This is a genomic window from Escherichia sp. HH26CH, assembly GCF_009820205.1.
GTDB classification, from domain to species: domain Bacteria; phylum Pseudomonadota; class Gammaproteobacteria; order Enterobacterales; family Enterobacteriaceae; genus Escherichia; species Escherichia coli_F.
Genome location: NZ_VNXM01000017.1, coordinates 1 through 17,352, shown reverse-complemented (window position 1 = coordinate 17,352; position 17,352 = coordinate 1). Strand labels below are relative to the sequence as shown.

The following is a 17,352-nucleotide window of genomic DNA, read 5'->3' as shown; positions in this document are numbered from 1 at the left end:
CATCTTCCGTAGCTGCTCGGAATAAATTTACGTTCTTACATTCTGTCTCATGTCCTTTGCGAGGTGCGTCCCAGATAGCTGTCCCAGTCTTTCCACACCGGCTGCAAACCCTGAGCGGTTAACGCGGCGGCCACCGCTTCCGGCCTGCGATCGTCGTGCGGTGAGAATTGCTCCAGCTCCGGATGATTGTCGGCATAGCCACCAGGTTGCGTTTTCGAGAAGGCGCTGACGTTATTGATCGCCAGCGGAATAACGCGATCGCGAAACCACGGTGATTCCCGCGTGGAGAGTGACAGTTCAATCTCCGGCGCAAGTAGGCGGAAGGCGCAGATAGTTTGCACTAACTGGCGTTCATCCATAATCGACGCTGGCTCAATCCCGCCAGTACACGGGCGCAGGCGCGGGAAGGAGACAGAGTAACGGCTTTGCCAGTAATGTTGTTGCAGCCATAGCAAATGTTCGGCAACCATATAGCAGTCAACGCGCCAGCTGTCGGAAAGGCCGATTAGCGCGCCGAGGCCTATCTTATCTATCCCCGCACGGCCCAGCCGATCCGGCGTTTCCAGCCGCCAGAAGAAGTCCTGTTTTTTCCCTTTCAGATGATGGTGGGCGTATGTCGCCTCGTGATATGTCTCCTGATAAACCATCACCCCATCCAGACCAAGTTGCTTTAACTCGGCGTATTCCGCTTCCGCCAGTGGCTGTACTTCCATCTGTAGTGAAGAGAACTGTTCACGCAGGACAGGGAGATGACGACGAAAGTAATCCATCCCCACTTTCGCCTGATGTTCACCAGTGACCAGCAACAGATGTTCAAAGCCCATCTCCCGGATAGCGGCGCTTTCCCTGGCGATATCCGCTTCATCCAGCGTTTTACGCTTGATGCGATTGCTCATGGAAAATCCGCAGTACGTGCAGTCGTTAGCGCAAAGATTGGAAAGATAAAGCGGGACGTAGAAGCTGACGACGTTGCCAAATCGCTGGCGGGTCAGGCGCTGCGCCCGTTGAGCCAGTGGTTCCAGGTATTCACTGGCGGCAGGTGATAGCAATGCCATCATATCGTCGCGAGTGAGTTGCGAGGCATTGAGCGCCCGCTCTACGTCAGCAGCCGTTTTGCTGTTGATACGCAGGCGGATGTCGTCCCAGTCCAGTTGTCGCCAGCGATCGCTGAAGGTTTTCATGCCGATGCCTCCAGAAATCCGGTCAGCGGGCTAGTGGCATGAGCAAAATGACTGCGACTGCCCGGCCCGGACTGACGTGCCAGCAGGCCGGCGTCTACCGCCAGACGAAATGCCTTCGCCATGTTGACGGGATCGTCCGCGACGGCAATCGCCGTATTCACTAACACCGCATCGGCTCCCATTTCAAGCGCCTGCGCGGCATGGCTGGGAACGCCAATGCCAGCATCAACGACCACCGGAACCGTGGCTTGCTGGATAATAATCTCCAGCATGGCGCGGGTTTCCAGTCCCTGATTCGAGCCAATCGGCGCGCCGAGCGGCATCACCGCTGCACAGCCGACTTCTTCCAGACGTTTGCACAACACCGGATCGGCACCGCAGTAAGGCAGCACGACAAATCCCTGTTGTACCAGTGTTTCGGCGGCTTTCAGGGTTTCGATGGGATCGGGCAACAGCCAGCGGGCGTCAGGGTGAATCTCTAATTTTAGCCAGTTTGTGCCTAATGCTTCACGTGCCAGATGGGCGGCGAAAATGGCTTCTTCCGCTGTTTTCGCCCCGGAAGTATTCGGCAGCAGGGTCACACCCGCCGCGATAAGCGGTTCGAGGATAGCATCGTTGTGCTGGCGCAAGTCGACGCGTTTCATCGCCAGCGTCACCAGTTGGCTGCCGGAAGCGCGGATCGCCTCCACCATCAATTGTGAAGAGGCGAATTTCCCGGTGCCGGTAAACAGATGTGAATCAAACGTTTTGTCCGCAATACGTAACATCTCAACCCCCTGCAATAACCTGAAAAAGCAGGATCTGGTCGCCATCCTGCACGATATGTTGCGCCCACTGCTCTCGCGGGATGATTTGCTGGTTAATCGCCAGCGCCGCGCCCGCTTGTTGTTGATTGAGTTGCACGAGCAGATCGTGAACAGTTAGCCCGGCGACGCACTGCATCGGTTGATCATTAAACAGGATCTGCATTGCTTCCTCCGCATACCGGGCAACCGCTGGCGCGGCGCAACGCCAGGTTGCGCCATTGGTTTAATTTACCGTCAAACAGTCGAAGATATCCCGCAGGGGTCTCTATACCACTCAATAGCTTAATTGCTTCCAGTGCCTGTAACGTGCCCATGACCCCGACCACCGGGCCAACCACGCCTGCCGTGCGGCAGTTGCGTTCAGGCTCCTGGTTATCCGGCCACAGGCAGCGGTAACACCCCTGTTCCCAGGGCGGTGTCAGCACCATCAACTGACCACCAAATCCGACCGCGCTGGCGGTGATAAGCGGTGTGTTAAGTGCTACGCAGGCGGCATTAATCTCCTGGCGAGTCGCCATGTTGTCGGTACAGTCGAGCACCACATCGGCCCGTGCTACCGCATCTTTTAACGCCTTACCCGTTAACCGTTGTTGTAATGCTGTCAGTTGAATGTCGGGATTCAACTGTGTCAGTCGCTGTTGGCTGACCTGCGATTTCGGGCGATCGATATCTTCAGTCGTAAAGAGGATTTGTCGTTGCAGATTGCTCAAATGCACATCGTCGTCATCTGCCAGTACCAGCGTCCCGACACCAGCTCCCGCCAGGTATAGCGCAGCAGGTGTACCCAACCCACCCAGACCGATAATCAGCACCTGGCTGTCGAGCAGTTTTTGCTGCCCGTCAAGAGCGATATCGTCGAGCAGGATTTGACGGCTATAACGCATAAAATCACGGTCATTCATCGCCAACTCCTGCAATTTCCAGCAACTGTTCCGTTGCCAAACGCCAGTCTGCGGCCTGGGTAATGGCACTGACGACGGCGATACTGCCAACACCTGTCGCCATCACCGCAGGTGCGCGCGGCAGGCTGATACCGCCAATCGCTACAGTGGGATAATCAGCCAGGCGCTCAACATGCCGTGCCAGCTGTTCCAGCCCCTGCGGTGCAGAAGGCATCTGTTTGGTTTGCGTCGGGAACACATGTCCTAGCGCGATATAAGAAGGACGTGCTGCCAGCGCGACGTCGATCTCCATATCATCATGAGTCGAAACGCCCAGCCGCAGGCCCGCTGCACGGATGGCATTGAGATCGGTGGTTTGCAAATCTTCCTGTCCCAGATGGACGCCATACGCCTGATGCTTAATCGCCAGCCGCCAGTAATCGTTGATAAACAGCCGTGCGTTATAGCGGCGGCCCAGCGCAATTGCTGCCACGACATCGGCTTCCACTTCTTCATCGCGCCGATCTTTGATGCGCAGCTGGAGAGTACGCACGCCTGCATCCAACAGACGTTCGATCCACTGTACGCTGTCCACTACCGGGTACAGTCCTAAACGAAAAGGTACGTGAGGAAAATCAGGCTGATACATCACGCTTCCTCCTTACGCAGGTATATTTCTCCACCTCTGGCACGGAAGTTCTCCGACATATCCGCCATTCCCACTTCAATGGTTTGCGCGGCGGCATAGTCACGCACTTCCTGGCTGATTTTCATCGAGCAGAATTTCGGCCCACACATGGAGCAAAAATGGGCGACTTTGCCGGATTCTTGCGGCAGGGTTTCATCGTGATAAGCGCGGGCGGTAAACGGGTCGAGGGCCAGATTAAACTGGTCTTCCCAGCGAAATTCGAAGCGGGCTTTCGACATGGCGTTATCGCGAATTTGCGCGCCCGGATGCCCTTTCGCCAGGTCGGCGGCGTGGGCGGCAATCTTATAGGTGATAAGCCCCTGCTTAACATCTTCTTTATTAGGCAGACCCAGATGCTCTTTTGGCGTTACGTAACAGAGCATCGCGCAGCCAAACCAGCCAATCATCGCCGCGCCAATCCCCGATGTGAAGTGGTCATAACCCGGCGCAATATCAGTAGTTAGCGGCCCGAGGGTATAGAACGGTGCTTCGTGGCAGTGCTCTAACTCCTCGGTCATATTGCGGCGGATCATCTGCATCGGCACGTGGCCTGGACCTTCAATCATCACCTGCACGTCATATTCCCAGGCGATTTTGGTCAGTTCGCCCAGCGTATGTAGCTCGGCAAACTGCGCTTCATCGTTGGCGTCCTGAATAGAACCGGGGCGCAGGCCGTCGCCCAAGGACAACGAAACATCATAAGCGGCACAGATTTCACAAATTTCGCGGAAGTGTTGATAGAGGAAATTTTCCTGATGATGGGAGAGGCACCATTTCGCCATAATCGAACCGCCGCGAGAGACGATACCGGTCAGGCGTTTCGCGGTCATCGGCACGTAGCGCAGTAGCACGCCCGCATGGATAGTGAAGTAATCCACACCTTGCTCGGCCTGTTCCAGCAGCGTGTCCCGGAACGCTTCCCAGGTAAGATCTTCAGCGATCCCATTAACCTTCTCCAGCGCCTGGTAGATCGGCACTGTACCAATAGGCACCGGGCTGTTACGCAAAATCCATTCGCGAGTTTCGTGAATATAGCGACCGGTGGAAAGATCCATCACTGTATCCGCCCCCCAGCGCGTAGACCATACCAGCTTTTCCACTTCTTCTTCGATGGAAGAGGTGACTGCCGAGTTGCCGATATTGGCGTTAACCTTCACCAGAAAGTTGCGACCAATAATCATCGGCTCTGATTCCGGATGGTTGATGTTGGCGGGGATAATGGCACGTCCGGCAGCGACTTCATCACGGACAAATTCCGCAGTGATATTTTCCGGCAGGCGTGCGCCAAAGCTCATTCCCGGATGCTGGTGGCACAAAACTTCGTTACGAATGCGCTCGCGGCCCATATTCTCGCGGATGGCGATGAATTCCATCTCCGGTGTGATGATGCCCTGGCGGGCGTAGTGCAGTTGTGTGACGCGGTGGCCTGCTTTGGCGCGTTTTGGGGTTAATACGCCGCTAAAACGCAGCTCGTCGAGGCCATCATCTGCCAGCCGTGCTTTAGTGTAATCGGAACTGCGCACGGTAAGTTCTTCGGTATCGCCGCGTGCATCGATCCACGGCTGGCGTAGTTTTGCCAGTCCTTGCTGCACGTTAATGGCGATCTGCGGATCGCCATACGGACCGGAGGTATCGTAGACGGGAATCGCTTCGTTTTCTTCGTACTGCGGCTGTTCTTTGCTACCACCGATTAGCGTCGGGCTAAGCTGGATCTCACGCATCGGCACGCGCACGCCGGGTTGTGTGCCAGTGATGTAAATGCGTTTTGAGTTCGGAAAGGCGGTGCCTTCCAGGGTGTCGATAAAATGTTGGGCCTGGGCGCGTTGTTCGCGGCGGGTCAGTTTTGTTGCAGACATAGCTCATTCCAAAAAGTTAAGGACGTGGCTTGTCAGACGACGGATGAAGCAAGAGACGATCGCCGCAAAGGCGATGCGATAGCAGATTAACTCTTGTTCCCTTCGCAGGTATTAGCCTGATCAGGTTCCGCGGATCCCGAATAAACGGTCTCAGCCAGTTAAGGCACTCCGACAAGAAATTAGCCCCGCAAACGGGGCGTTGAATGTAAATTACGCGTTAACAGCGCAGAACTCAAGCAGGATGTTTGACGCGGGCGGCGTCAAGCACCAGCAGAATCAGCTTATCTTCCAGCACAAAGCGCGCTTCCAGGGCCTCGCCGATGTCAGATAAAACCTGTTGAAACTCAAGGTAATTATCATGATCGATAGCGGTTTCAAGGCTGGAATCGTAGTAATCCATAATCTGTTGGGTATTGGCTTCGAGTTGTGGCCAAATCTTCGCGGCGCGTGCGAGTTGCCCATTGCCTTCCAGTTTATGAAGAATGCGCTCATAAATACTGAAATGTCCGGCAGACAAGTAATCGACCAGGCTCTGACAAAAATCATCAAGGGCTTTTTCGTTTAGCCTCATGTACGATTCTTTGCCAGGCTTAATGCCAACCAGATTGTAGTAAGCCACGAGCAGATGCTTACGTACATGTAGCCAGCGATCAACCAGTTTGTTACTTCCTCTGACGCGCTCCGTCAGGTTATCGAGCTGGTTAAGCATGATTGACTCCGCAAGTTTGTATTCAAAAACTGCTCAGTGAGAAATGTAAAAACCATGTTAAACATGCCAGTGATGCAAAGGTAGTGCAAGAGCTATGGATCGTATAATTGAAAAATTAGATCACGGCTGGTGGGTCGTCAGCCATGAACAAAAATTATGGTTGCCGAAGGGAGAATTGCCATATGGCGAAGCGGCAAATTTCGATCTTGTGGGTCAGCGCGCACTACAAATCGGCGAATGGCAGGGGGAACCTGTTTGGTTAGTACAACAGCATCGGCGTCACGATATGGGGTCGGTACGTCAGGTCATTGATCTCGATGTTGGGCTGTTTCAACTGGCCGGACGTGGCGTGCAACTGGCGGAGTTTTACCGATCGCATAAATACTGTGGTTACTGCGGGCATGAAATGTATCCAAGCAAAACCGAATGGGCGATGCTGTGCAGCCATTGCCGTGAGCGTTACTACCCGCAAATCGCCCCCTGCATTATTGTTGCCATCCGTCGCGATGATTCGATCCTCCTCGCCCAGCATACCCGCCATCGTAACGGTGTCCATACGGTACTTGCCGGATTCGTCGAAGTGGGCGAAACCCTCGAGCAGGCGGTCGCGCGGGAAGTGATGGAAGAGAGCGGAATTAAAGTTAAAAACTTGCGGTACGTGACTTCCCAGCCGTGGCCGTTTCCCCAGTCGCTGATGACCGCATTTATGGCGGAATATGACAGCGGCGACATCGTGATTGATCCGAAAGAGCTGCTCGAGGCGAACTGGTATCGCTACGATGATTTACCGTTACTTCCGCCGCCCGGCACCGTGGCGCGCCGTCTGATAGAAGATACGGTGGCGATGTGTCGGGCAGAGTATGAGTGATGATACACTGACCGCCTGACGCACTAAGGAACAGCCAAAATGACCGAACTCAAAAACGATCGTTATCTGCGGGCGCTGCTGCGCCAGCCCGTTGATGTCACTCCAGTATGGATGATGCGCCAGGCGGGTCGCTATCTACCGGAATATAAAGCCACGCGCGCCCAGGCGGGCGATTTTATGTCGCTGTGCAAAAATGCAGAGCTGGCGTGCGAAGTGACTTTGCAACCGCTGCGTCGCTATCCGCTGGATGCGGCGATCCTCTTTTCCGATATCCTCACCGTGCCGGACGCGATGGGGTTAGGGCTCTATTTTGAAGCCGGAGAAGGTCCGCGCTTTACCTCGCCAGTCACCTGCAAAGCTGACGTTGATAAACTGCCAATTCCGGACCCGGAAGATGAGCTGGGTTATGTGATGAACGCGGTGCGTACTATTCGCCGCGAACTGAAAGGCGAAGTGCCGCTGATTGGTTTTTCCGGCAGCCCGTGGACGCTGGCGACCTATATGGTGGAAGGTGGCAGCAGCAAAGCGTTCACCGTGATCAAAAAGATGATGTATGCCGATCCACAGGCGCTGCACGCTCTGCTCGATAAACTGGCGAAAAGCGTCACTTTGTATCTGAATGCGCAAATTAAAGCTGGTGCTCAGGCCGTGATGATCTTCGATACCTGGGGCGGCGTGCTCACCGGGCGCGATTATCAACAGTTCTCGCTCTATTACATGCATAAAATAGTTGATGGTTTACTGCGTGAAAACGACGGTCGCCGTGTACCGGTCACCCTGTTTACCAAAGGCGGTGGACAGTGGCTGGAAGCTATGGCGGAAACGGGTTGCGATGCGCTGGGCCTAGACTGGACAACGGATATCGCTGATGCGCGCCGCCGCGTGGGCAATAAAGTCGCGCTGCAGGGTAATATGGATCCGTCGATGCTGTACGCGCCACCTGCCCGCATTGAAGAAGAAGTCGCGACTATACTTGCAGGTTTCGGTCACGGCGAAGGTCATGTCTTTAACCTTGGTCACGGCATTCATCAGGATGTGCCGCCAGAACATGCTGGCGTGTTTGTGGAGGCTGTGCATCGACTGTCTGAACAGTATCACCGCTAAGAGCCTGGTCCATCAGGCTATTTTATTTGCCATTTTGAGGCCGGGCAGTGCTCAAAATCCTCACGTACTACGTGTACGCTCCGGTTTTTCCGCGCTGTCCGGCCTCAAACTGCCTTCAACAATTACGCCTGTTGAACCAGGCTCTAAGGAGCGATTATGGATCTCGCGTCATTACGCGCTCAACAAATCGAACTGGCTTCTTCTGTGATCCGTGAGGATCGACTTGATAAAGATCCGCCGGATCTGATCGCCGGAGCCGATGTCGGGTTTGAGCAGGGCGGAGAAGTGACGCGAGCGGCGATGGTGCTGTTGAAATACCCCTCGCTTGAGCTGGTGGAGTATAAAGTGGCCCGCATCGCCACTACCATGCCTTACATTCCAGGTTTTCTCTCCTTCCGCGAATATCCTGCGCTGCTGGCAGCGTGGGAGATGCTGTCGCAAAAGCCGGATTTAGTGTTTGTCGATGGTCACGGGATCTCGCATCCTCGCCGTCTTGGCGTCGCCAGCCACTTTGGTTTGCTGGTGGATGTGCCGACCATTGGCGTAGCGAAAAAGCGGTTATGCGGTAAATTCGAGCCGCTCTCCAGCGAACCGGGCGCGCTCGCACCGTTGATGGATAAAGGCGAGCAGCTGGCCTGGGTCTGGCGCAGTAAAGCGCGCTGTAACCCGCTATTTATCGCAACTGGCCATCGTGTCAGCATGGATAGTGCGCTGGCCTGGGTACAACGCTGCATGAAAGGCTATCGTCTGCCGGAGCCAACGCGCTGGGCAGACGCGGTGGCCTCGGAACGTCCTGCATTCGTGCGCTATACAGCAAATCAGCCCTAATTCAGGTAAACTGCGGATAATTTCCGTATTTGAGAACTCAACATGTTACAAAACCCAATTCATCTGCGTCTGGAGCGCCTGGAAAGCTGGCAGCACGTCACTTTTATGGCCTGCTTATGCGAACGCATGTACCCTAATTACGCCGTATTCTGTCAGCAAACTGGTTTTGGTGATGGGCAAATTTACCGCCGTATTCTCGATCTCATCTGGGAAACGCTGACCGTCAAAGACGCAAAAGTAAATTTCGACAGCCAACTGGAGAAATTTGAAGAAGCGATTCCTTCAGCCGACGATTTCGATCTGTACGGCGTTTATCCGGCAATCGATGCTTGCGTGGCGTTAAGTGAACTGGTCCATTCGCGTTTAAGTGGCGAAACGCTCGAACACGCGGTAGAAGTGAGTAAGACCTCCATCACGACCGTGGCGATGCTGGAAATGACTCAGGCTGGCCGTGAAATGAGCGATGAAGAGCTCAAAGAAAACCCAGCTGTAGAGCAAGAGTGGGACATTCAGTGGGAAATATTCCGACTTTTAGCTGAGTGCGAAGAACGCGATATCGAGCTGATAAAAGGCCTTAGGGCAGACCTGCGTGAGGCGGGCGAGAGCAATATTGGTATAATTTTTCAGCAATAAGACCAGAAAACGTGATTTAACGCCTGATTTGTCATACCTGGAGTCTTCCCTTTCGCCCCCCGTCTGGTCTACATTTGGGGGGCGAAAAAAAGTGGCTATCGGTGCGTGTATGCAGGAGAGTGCTATTCTGGCATTTCCGTCGCACTCGATGCTTAGCAAGCGATAAACACATTGTAAGGATAACTTATGAACAAGACTCAACTGATTGATGTAATTGCAGAGAAAGCAGAACTGTCCAAAACCCAGGCTAAAGCTGCTCTGGAGTCCACTCTGGCTGCAATTACTGAGTCTCTGAAAGAAGGCGATGCTGTACAACTGGTTGGTTTCGGTACCTTCAAAGTGAACCACCGCGCTGAGCGTACTGGCCGCAACCCGCAGACCGGTAAAGAAATCAAAATTGCCGCAGCTAACGTGCCGGCATTTGTTTCTGGCAAGGCACTGAAAGACGCAGTTAAGTAAGATTGCGTGGCAGTGAACAGTTTTAACGAAGGGGTGGTTTCACCCCTTTTGTCTTTCTGGCGTCGATCATTGATGCTGGCGGGCGCTCTGTTTCTCACTGCCTGTAGTCACAACTCTTCACTTCCTCCCTTTACCGCCAGTGGATTTGCTGAAGATCAGGGCGCGGTACGTATCTGGCGAAAAGACAGTGGCAATAATGTGCATCTGCTTGCTGTGTTTAGCCCGTGGCGCAGTGGCGATACCACGACACGAGAGTATCGCTGGCAGGGCGATAACCTCACGCTTATCAATATCAATGTTTACAGCAAACCGCCGGTGAATATTCGCGCGCGTTTTGACGATCGCGGCGATCTGAGCTTTATGCAACGTGAATCCGACGGGGAAAAACAGCAGCTTTCTAACGACCAAATCGATTTATACCGTTATCGTGCTGATCAGATCCGCCAGATTAGCGATGCCTTACGTCAGGGGAGAGTCGTGCTGCGCCAGGGGCGCTGGCATGCGATGGAACAGACCGTGACCACCTGCGAAGGGCAAACCATTAAACCTGATTTAGATTCGCAGGCGATAGCGCATATCGAGCGCCGCCAGAGCCGCTCTTCTGTTGATGTCAGCGTGGCATGGCTGGAAGCGCCCGAAGGTTCGCAATTACTGTTAGTGGCAAACTCTGATTTCTGTCGCTGGCAACCCAACGAGAAAACGTTCTGATTTACCAGTGGCCCATACCCATATGACCGCCACCACCGCAGCCGCCGTAACCCATTCCGGTACCGCGCGGAATACCCGCTTCAGCCATCGCAATATCTCGTTTCACCCGTAACTCATCTAACGACTGACGCAAATTCTCCATCTCTTTGGCGACCGCGTTAATTTTGCTGCTATCCGGTGGGTTCGCGGCTAACAGGGCATTGTATTCATAACGCTTCGTCACCAGTTGCTGTTGCAGTGCGCTGCTTTGAGCGTAAAAGTCATTATGGATTTTCTGCCACGCTGTCTGTTGTTCGCTGGTCAAAGGCGCGGCATTTTGCTGCCACATACCGTGTCCGCCGTGAGCAAATGCAGATGTCGATCCCATCGCCATTGCTGAAAGCGCCATCATCACCAGGGCAATTTTCGTGTTCCGTTTCATGGTTAATCCTCCAGTGGTTGTCTTACTTTGTGTATTGCATCTTTCGTGCCAACGGCGAAACGCTGATATGACGGGCAATATGACATGATAAACGAGTAAAAATGACTCGCCAGCTGTGTGTAGCGAGTCATTTTTACTCATTGAAACTTAAGCCTTTGTGTTAAAGCGCAGGGTAAGTGCTAATAAAAGATGGCATGATTTCTGCTGTCAAAAAGGGATGAACAGGCAAAGAAGAAGATGCGTTTTATGCAGCGATCAAAAGATGCCTTAGCAAAATGGTTAAGCGCGATCCTTCCCGTAGTCATTGTTGGACTGGTGGGGTTGTTTGCGGTGACCGTGATTCGCGATTATGGGCGCGAGACTGCCGCCGCCAGACAAACTCTGCTGGAAAAAGGCAGTGTACTTATCCGCGCTCTCGAATCCGGCTCGCGCGTCGGTATGGGGATGCGCATGCATCATGCGCAGCAGCAGGCTTTACTGGAAGAAATGGCTGGGCAGCCAGGAGTGCGTTGGTTTGCGGTCACGGATGAACAAGGAACAATCGTGATGCATAGCAACTCCGGCATGGTGGGAAAACAGCTTTATTCCCCGCAGGAAATGCAGCAGTTACATCCGGGAGACGAAGAAGCGTGGCGGCGGATCGATAGCGCAGACGGCGAGCCTGTTCTGGAAATTTATCGCCAGTTTCAACCGATGTTTGCTGCTGGAATGCACCGGATGCGCCATATGCAGCAGTATGCCGCGACACCACAAGCAATTTTTATCGCTTTCGACGCCAGTAACATTGTGAGTGCCGAAGAGCGTGAGCAGAGAAACACCCTGATTATCCTCTTCGCCCTGGCGACGGTCTTGCTGGCAAGCGTGTTGTCATTCTTCTGGTATCGCCGCTATCTTCGCTCGCGCCAGCTGTTACAGGATGAAATGAAGCGCAAAGAGAAGCTGGTGGCGCTGGGACATCTGGCCGCAGGCGTCGCCCATGAAATCCGTAACCCGCTTTCCTCGATTAAAGGGCTGGCGAAATATTTTGCCGAACGCGCACCAGCAGGAGGAGAAGCACATCAATTGGCGCAGGTGATGGCGAAAGAAGCCGACCGTTTAAACCGCGTGGTAAGCGAGCTGCTGGAGCTGGTTAAGCCAACGCATCTGGCTTTGCAGGCGGTGGATCTCAACACGCTGATTAACCACTCATTACAACTGGTAAGCCAGGATGCAAACAGTAGGGAGATCCAATTACGCTTTACCGCCAACGACGCATTGCCGGAGATACAGGCCGATCCGGACCGACTGACTCAGGTCCTGTTGAATCTCTATCTCAATGCTATTCAGGCGATTGGTCAGCATGGCGTGATTAGCGTGACGGCCAACGAAAGCAGCGCAGGCGTTAAAATAAGCGTAACCGACAGCGGTAAGGGAATTGCGGCGGATCAGCTTGAAGCCATCTTCACCCCGTACTTCACCACCAAAGCCGAAGGCACCGGACTGGGGCTGGCGGTTGTGCATAATATTGTTGAACAACACGGTGGTACAATTCAGGTCGTAAGCCAGGAGGGGAAAGGTGCAACGTTCACCCTCTGGCTTCCGGTCAATATTACGCGTAAGGACCCACAAGGATGACGCACGATAATATCGATATTCTGGTGGTGGATGATGACATTAGCCACTGCACTATCTTGCAGGCATTGCTGCGCGGCTGGGGCTATAACGTCGCGCTGGCGAACAGCGGGCGACAAGCGCTGGAGCAAGTGCGGGAACAGGTTTTTGATCTTGTGCTTTGTGATGTGCGAATGGCAGAGATGGATGGCATCGCCACGCTGAAAGAGATCAAAGCGTTAAATCCGGCAATTCCGGTACTGATTATGACCGCGTACTCCAGCGTCGAGACGGCGGTAGAGGCGTTGAAAACCGGGGCGCTGGATTATCTCATCAAGCCGCTGGATTTCGATAACCTGCAGGCAACCCTGGAAAAGGCGCTTGCGCATACGCACAGTGTTGATGCTGAAACGCCTGCGGTGTCTGCCAGCCAGTTCGGTATGGTCGGTAAAAGCCCGGCGATGCAACACCTGCTCAGTGAAATCGCCCTTGTCGCGCCATCGGAAGCCACGGTGCTGATCCACGGCGATTCCGGCACCGGTAAAGAGCTGGTCGCCAGGGCGATTCACGCCAGTAGCGCACGTAGCGAAAAACCGCTGGTGACGCTCAACTGTGCGGCACTCAACGAATCCTTGCTGGAATCTGAATTGTTCGGTCACGAAAAAGGGGCGTTTACTGGAGCCGACAAACGGCGGGAAGGGCGCTTTGTGGAAGCAGACGGCGGCACGCTGTTTCTCGATGAAATTGGCGATATCTCACCGATGATGCAGGTTCGTCTACTGCGTGTGATTCAGGAGCGCGAAGTACAGCGTGTCGGTAGCAATCAGACTATCTCGGTTGATGTCCGGCTGATTGCGGCGACTCATCGCGATCTTGCCGCTGAGGTAAAGGCCGGGCGTTTTCGTCAGGATCTCTACTATCGCCTGAATGTGGTGGCGATTGAAGTACCTTCGCTACGGCAACGGCGGGAAGATATTCCTCTGCTGGCTAACCATTTTCTGCAGCGCTTTGCCGAACGTAATCGCAAGGCGGTAAAAGGGTTTACTCCCCAGGCGATGGATCTGCTGATTCACTACGACTGGCCGGGAAATATTCGTGAACTGGAAAACGCGGTGGAACGGGCGGTGGTGCTGCTGACCGGGGAATATATTTCCGAACGCGAGCTGCCGCTGGCGATTGCCAGTACGCCGATCCCGCTGGTGCAAAGTCAGGATATTCAGCCGCTGGTGGAAGTCGAAAAAGAAGTGATTCTGGCGGCGCTGGAGAAAACGGGCGGCAACAAAACCGAAGCCGCCCGTCAGTTAGGGATTACGCGCAAAACGCTATTGGCAAAACTGTCGCGTTAGTTCTGCTCGCGTTCGATGGCGCGCCAGCCGATATCCTTCCGGCAGAAGCAATCGTCCCAATGGATATCGGTCATTAAGGCATAAGCGCGTTTCTGCGCTTCTGCCACGGTATGACCCAGCGCGGTGACGCACAGTACGCGCCCGCCGCTGGTTACCACCTGCTCGTCATCCGCCAGTTTTGTGCCCGCGTGGAACACTTTGCCGTCAGACACTTCTTCCAGCGGCAGGCCGTGGATCACATCGCCGGTGCGGTAATCGCCCGGATAACCGCCCGCAGCCATCACCACGCCAAGAGAAGCGCGTTCATCCCACTCGGAGGTTTTCTCGTCCAGCTTGCCTTCACAGGCCGCCAGGCAGAGTTCAACCAGATCGGACTTCATGCGCAGCATAATCGGCTGGGTTTCCGGATCGCCAAAGCGGCAGTTAAACTCGATAACCTTCGGATTGCCCTGTTTGTCGATCATCAGGCCTGCGTAGAGAAAACCGGTGTAGGTGTTGCCTTCCGCTGCCATGCCTTTCACGGTTGGCCAGATGATACGTTCCATGGTGCGCTGATGAACCTCATCGGTCACCACTGGTGCAGGGGAGTAAGCGCCCATCCCGCCCGTGTTCGGCCCGGTATCTTTATCGCCTACGCGTTTGTGGTCCTGACTGGTGGCCATCGGCAGCACATGCTCGCCGTCCACCATCACGATAAAGCTCGCTTCTTCGCCATCGAGGAACTCTTCGATAACGATGCGATGACCCGCGTCGCCAAAAGCGTTGCCCGCCAGCATATCGTGAACAGCCGCTTCCGCTTCTTCCAGCGTCATCGCCACGATAACGCCTTTCCCGGCAGCCAGACCGTCAGCTTTAATAACGATGGGCGCGCCTTTTTCACGCAGATACGCCAGCGCAGGTTCGACCTCGGTGAAGTTCTGGTATTCCGCCGTAGGGATCTTATGGCGGGCCAGGAAATCCTTGGTAAACGCTTTCGAGCCTTCCAGTTGTGCGGCGCCTGCGGTTGGTCCGAAGATTTTCAGCCCGGCGGCTCGGAAGGTATCGACCACGCCTTTCACCAGCGGCGCTTCCGGGCCGACGATGGTCAGATCGATCTTTTCGTTTTGTGCGAAATCCAGCAGCGCCGGGATATCGGTCACGCCGATAGCGACGTTTTGCAGCGTGGGTTCCAACGCAGTACCAGCGTTACCCGGAGCAACAAAAACAGTTTCAACCAGCGGCGACTGCGCCGCTTTCCAGGCCAGTGCGTGCTCGCGCCCGCCATTACCAATCACTAATACTTTCATCTGTCGCTCCATTAATGGCGGAAGTGGCGCATGTCGGTGAAGAGCATCGCAATACCGTGCTCGTCGGCGGCGGCAATTACTTCGTCATCACGGATAGAGCCGCCAGGCTGGATTACGCAGGTCACGCCCGCAGCGGCCGCGGCATCAATACCGTCGCGGAACGGGAAGAATGCGTCAGAAGCCATTGACGAACCTTTCACTTCCAGGCCTTCATCGGCCGCTTTAATACCGGCGATTTTCGCGGAGTACACGCGGCTCATCTGGCCTGCGCCAATACCGATGGTCATATTGTTTTTGGCGTAGACAATGGCGTTAGATTTCACGAACTTCGCCACCTTCCAGCAGAACAGCGCATCACGCAGCTCCTGTTCGGTCGGCTGACGTTTGGTGACGACGCGCAGTTCTTCTGCACCAACCATACCCAGGTCACGATCCTGAACCAGCAGACCGCCGTTCACGCGTTTGAAATCAAGGCCTGGAACACGCTCGGCCCACTGACCACATGTCAGGACACGTACGTTCTGTTTAGCGGCGGTGATTTTCAACGCTTCTTCGCTGGCGGACGGCGCAATAATCACTTCGACAAACTGACGAGAAATGATGGCCTGTGCGGTTTCAGCATCCAGCTCGCGGTTAAAGGCGATAATGCCGCCGAACGCCGAGGTTGGGTCGGTTTTATACGCGCGATCGTAAGCATCAAGAATGGAATCGCTGATAGCCACGCCGCATGGGTTGGCGTGCTTCACAATCACACATGCTGGCTCGGCGAACTCTTTCACGCACTCCAGCGCCGCATCGGTATCGGCGATGTTGTTATAAGAGAGGGCTTTACCCTGAACCTGGGTTGCGGTGGCAACGGAGGCTTCTTTCACATTCTCTTCTATATAGAAGGCAGCCTGCTGGTGGCTGTTCTCGCCGTAGCGCATATCCTGCTTCTTAATGAAGTTCAGGTTCAGCGTGCGCGGGAAGCGACCGGCGGCTTCTTTGCTTTCACCGTGGTAAGCCGGAACCATGCTGCCGAAGTAGTTGGCAATCATGCTGTCGTAGGCGGCGGTGTGTTCGAAGGCTTTGATAGCGAGATCGAAACGGGTTGCAAGCGTCAGCGATCCTTCGTTGGCATCCATCTCTTTAATAATGGCGTCGTAGTCGCTGCTCTTCACCACGATTGCGACATCTTTATGGTTCTTGGCGGCGGAGCGCACCATCGTTGGACCACCGATATCGATGTTCTCAACCGCATCTTCCAGAGAGCAACCTTCACGGGCCACGGTCTGGGCGAACGGATAGAGGTTAACAACCACCATATCGATAGGTTGGATCTGATGTTCTTCCATAACGGCATCGTCCTGGCCGCGACGGCCCAGAATGCCACCATGCACTTTCGGATGCAGGGTCTTCACGCGTCCATCCATCATCTCCGGGAAACCGGTGTAATCGGAAACTTCGGTTACCGGCAGACCCTTTTCTGCTAACAGACGGGCAGTGCCCCCTGTAGACAGCAGCTCCACACCGCGTGCGGAAAGTGCCTGGGCGAATTCGACGATACCGGCTTTGTCAGAAACACTGAGCAGAGCGCGGCGGACTGGACGACGTTGTTGCATGGTAAATCCCCTGGATTTGACTATTACAGAGAGCGTTAGCTGAATTTTTCGCGAAAAACTCAGCTAACGCCCCTAACGGGGCATCCTTATTTTTCGCCCGCATTGTAACGAAAACGTTTGCGCAACGCTCGCGAATTTTTCTCTTTCAATGGTGATCACAATTTTGACTGTGGTTACCGTGGGAAAAATATAGAAATCACGGTAACGATTGTGGATAACTCTGTGCGTAAAAAGGTATAAAGCGGGGTTTTGCTGGGGAATGCAGCAGTCAGTCATTTTTCTGCAATTTTTCTATTGCGGCCTGCGGAGAACTCCCTATAATGCGCCTCCATCGACACGGCGGATGTGAATCACTTCACACAAACAGCCGGTTCGGTTGAAGAGAAA

18 protein-coding genes and 1 riboswitch are annotated in these 17,352 nt (G+C 54.4%); of the genes, 8 read left to right on the top strand and 10 right to left on the bottom strand.

Going from position 1 to position 17,352, the window contains the following annotated elements; genetic code table 11:
* Positions 1-47: 47 nt before the first annotated feature.
* From thiH to rsd, 7 genes are all read right to left on the bottom strand, one after another.
* The gene (thiH, locus tag FQ015_RS06730; protein ID WP_160523875.1) at positions 48-1,181 is read right to left on the bottom strand and encodes a 2-iminoacetate synthase ThiH; all 1,134 of its coding nucleotides are present in this window, start codon (positions 1,179-1,181) and stop codon (positions 48-50) included.
* On the bottom strand, positions 1,178-1,948 hold the full coding sequence (gene thiG, locus FQ015_RS06725) for a thiazole synthase (RefSeq protein ID WP_039021949.1): 771 nt from the start codon (positions 1,946-1,948) through the stop codon (positions 1,178-1,180). The genes thiH and thiG overlap by 4 nt, the downstream gene beginning before the upstream one ends.
* Before the next feature lies 1 nt (position 1,949).
* On the bottom strand, positions 1,950-2,150 hold the full coding sequence (gene thiS, locus FQ015_RS06720) for a sulfur carrier protein ThiS (RefSeq protein ID WP_032185277.1): 201 nt from the start codon (positions 2,148-2,150) through the stop codon (positions 1,950-1,952).
* Positions 2,134-2,889: a thiazole biosynthesis adenylyltransferase ThiF gene (gene thiF / locus FQ015_RS06715; RefSeq protein ID WP_032185276.1), complete on the bottom strand. Its 756-nt coding sequence runs from the start codon at positions 2,887-2,889 to the stop codon at positions 2,134-2,136. Before thiF ends, thiS begins: the two co-directional genes overlap by 17 nt.
* Positions 2,882-3,517, bottom strand: coding sequence for a thiamine phosphate synthase (gene thiE / locus FQ015_RS06710; protein WP_039021946.1), 636 nt, complete (start codon positions 3,515-3,517; stop codon positions 2,882-2,884). The genes thiF and thiE overlap by 8 nt, the downstream gene beginning before the upstream one ends.
* Positions 3,517-5,412 carry a phosphomethylpyrimidine synthase ThiC gene (thiC, locus tag FQ015_RS06705; RefSeq protein WP_039021945.1) on the bottom strand — a complete coding sequence of 632 codons (1,896 nt, stop codon included), beginning with the start codon at positions 5,410-5,412 and terminating at the stop codon, positions 3,517-3,519. The genes thiE and thiC overlap by 1 nt, the downstream gene beginning before the upstream one ends.
* 80 nt (positions 5,413-5,492) lie before the next feature.
* Positions 5,493-5,593: riboswitch (TPP riboswitch) on the bottom strand.
* A gap of 51 nt (positions 5,594-5,644) precedes the next feature.
* A complete protein-coding gene (gene rsd / locus FQ015_RS06700; RefSeq protein WP_000934302.1) occupies positions 5,645-6,121 on the bottom strand; it encodes a sigma D regulator in 477 nt (158 codons plus the stop codon).
* A gap of 94 nt (positions 6,122-6,215) precedes the next feature.
* Between rsd and nudC the strand changes: the two genes are divergently transcribed.
* The 6 genes from nudC to FQ015_RS06670 all read left to right on the top strand — a co-directional run bounded on the left by nudC (position 6,216) and on the right by FQ015_RS06670 (position 10,721).
* Positions 6,216-6,989 (top strand): NAD(+) diphosphatase, encoded by a 774-nt coding sequence (nudC, locus tag FQ015_RS06695; RefSeq protein ID WP_039021944.1) that lies wholly within the window; start codon positions 6,216-6,218, stop codon positions 6,987-6,989.
* Positions 6,990-7,028: 39 nt separating this feature from the next.
* On the top strand, positions 7,029-8,093 hold the full coding sequence (gene hemE / locus FQ015_RS06690; protein WP_000137657.1) for a uroporphyrinogen decarboxylase: 1,065 nt from the start codon (positions 7,029-7,031) through the stop codon (positions 8,091-8,093).
* 156 nt (positions 8,094-8,249) lie between these two features.
* On the top strand, positions 8,250-8,921 hold the full coding sequence (nfi, locus tag FQ015_RS06685; protein ID WP_000362384.1) for a deoxyribonuclease V: 672 nt from the start codon (positions 8,250-8,252) through the stop codon (positions 8,919-8,921).
* Between the two features lie 42 nt (positions 8,922-8,963).
* Positions 8,964-9,554 (top strand): YjaG family protein, encoded by a 591-nt coding sequence (locus tag FQ015_RS06680; protein ID WP_000941119.1) that lies wholly within the window; start codon positions 8,964-8,966, stop codon positions 9,552-9,554.
* Positions 9,555-9,740: 186 nt separating this feature from the next.
* Positions 9,741-10,013, top strand: coding sequence for a nucleoid-associated protein HU-alpha (hupA, locus tag FQ015_RS06675; protein ID WP_001044513.1), 273 nt, complete (start codon positions 9,741-9,743; stop codon positions 10,011-10,013).
* A gap of 12 nt (positions 10,014-10,025) precedes the next feature.
* Positions 10,026-10,721, top strand: a complete 696-nt coding sequence (locus FQ015_RS06670) for a DUF1481 domain-containing protein (RefSeq protein ID WP_032243492.1) — start codon at positions 10,026-10,028, stop codon at positions 10,719-10,721.
* Position 10,722: 1 nt separating this feature from the next.
* On the opposite strand, the gene zraP is transcribed toward FQ015_RS06670, so the two are convergent.
* Positions 10,723-11,142, bottom strand: a complete 420-nt coding sequence (gene zraP, locus FQ015_RS06665) for a zinc resistance sensor/chaperone ZraP (protein WP_001296714.1) — start codon at positions 11,140-11,142, stop codon at positions 10,723-10,725.
* Between the two features lie 237 nt (positions 11,143-11,379).
* Here zraP and zraS point away from each other — a divergent pair, with 237 nt between their 5' ends.
* A complete protein-coding gene (gene zraS, locus FQ015_RS06660) occupies positions 11,380-12,756 on the top strand; it encodes a two-component system sensor histidine kinase ZraS (RefSeq protein ID WP_032185268.1) in 1,377 nt (458 codons plus the stop codon).
* On the top strand, positions 12,753-14,078 hold the full coding sequence (zraR, locus tag FQ015_RS06655; RefSeq protein ID WP_160523874.1) for a sigma-54-dependent response regulator transcription factor ZraR: 1,326 nt from the start codon (positions 12,753-12,755) through the stop codon (positions 14,076-14,078). Before zraS ends, zraR begins: the two co-directional genes overlap by 4 nt.
* Here zraR and purD read toward each other — a convergent pair.
* Both purD and purH read right to left on the bottom strand, forming a co-directional pair.
* Positions 14,075-15,364: a phosphoribosylamine--glycine ligase gene (gene purD / locus FQ015_RS06650; protein ID WP_160523873.1), complete on the bottom strand. Its 1,290-nt coding sequence runs from the start codon at positions 15,362-15,364 to the stop codon at positions 14,075-14,077. The genes zraR and purD overlap by 4 nt on opposite strands.
* Positions 15,365-15,375: 11 nt before the next feature.
* Positions 15,376-16,965: a bifunctional phosphoribosylaminoimidazolecarboxamide formyltransferase/IMP cyclohydrolase gene (purH, locus tag FQ015_RS06645; RefSeq protein WP_125400674.1), complete on the bottom strand. Its 1,590-nt coding sequence runs from the start codon at positions 16,963-16,965 to the stop codon at positions 15,376-15,378.
* Positions 16,966-17,352: the final 387 nt, after the last annotated feature.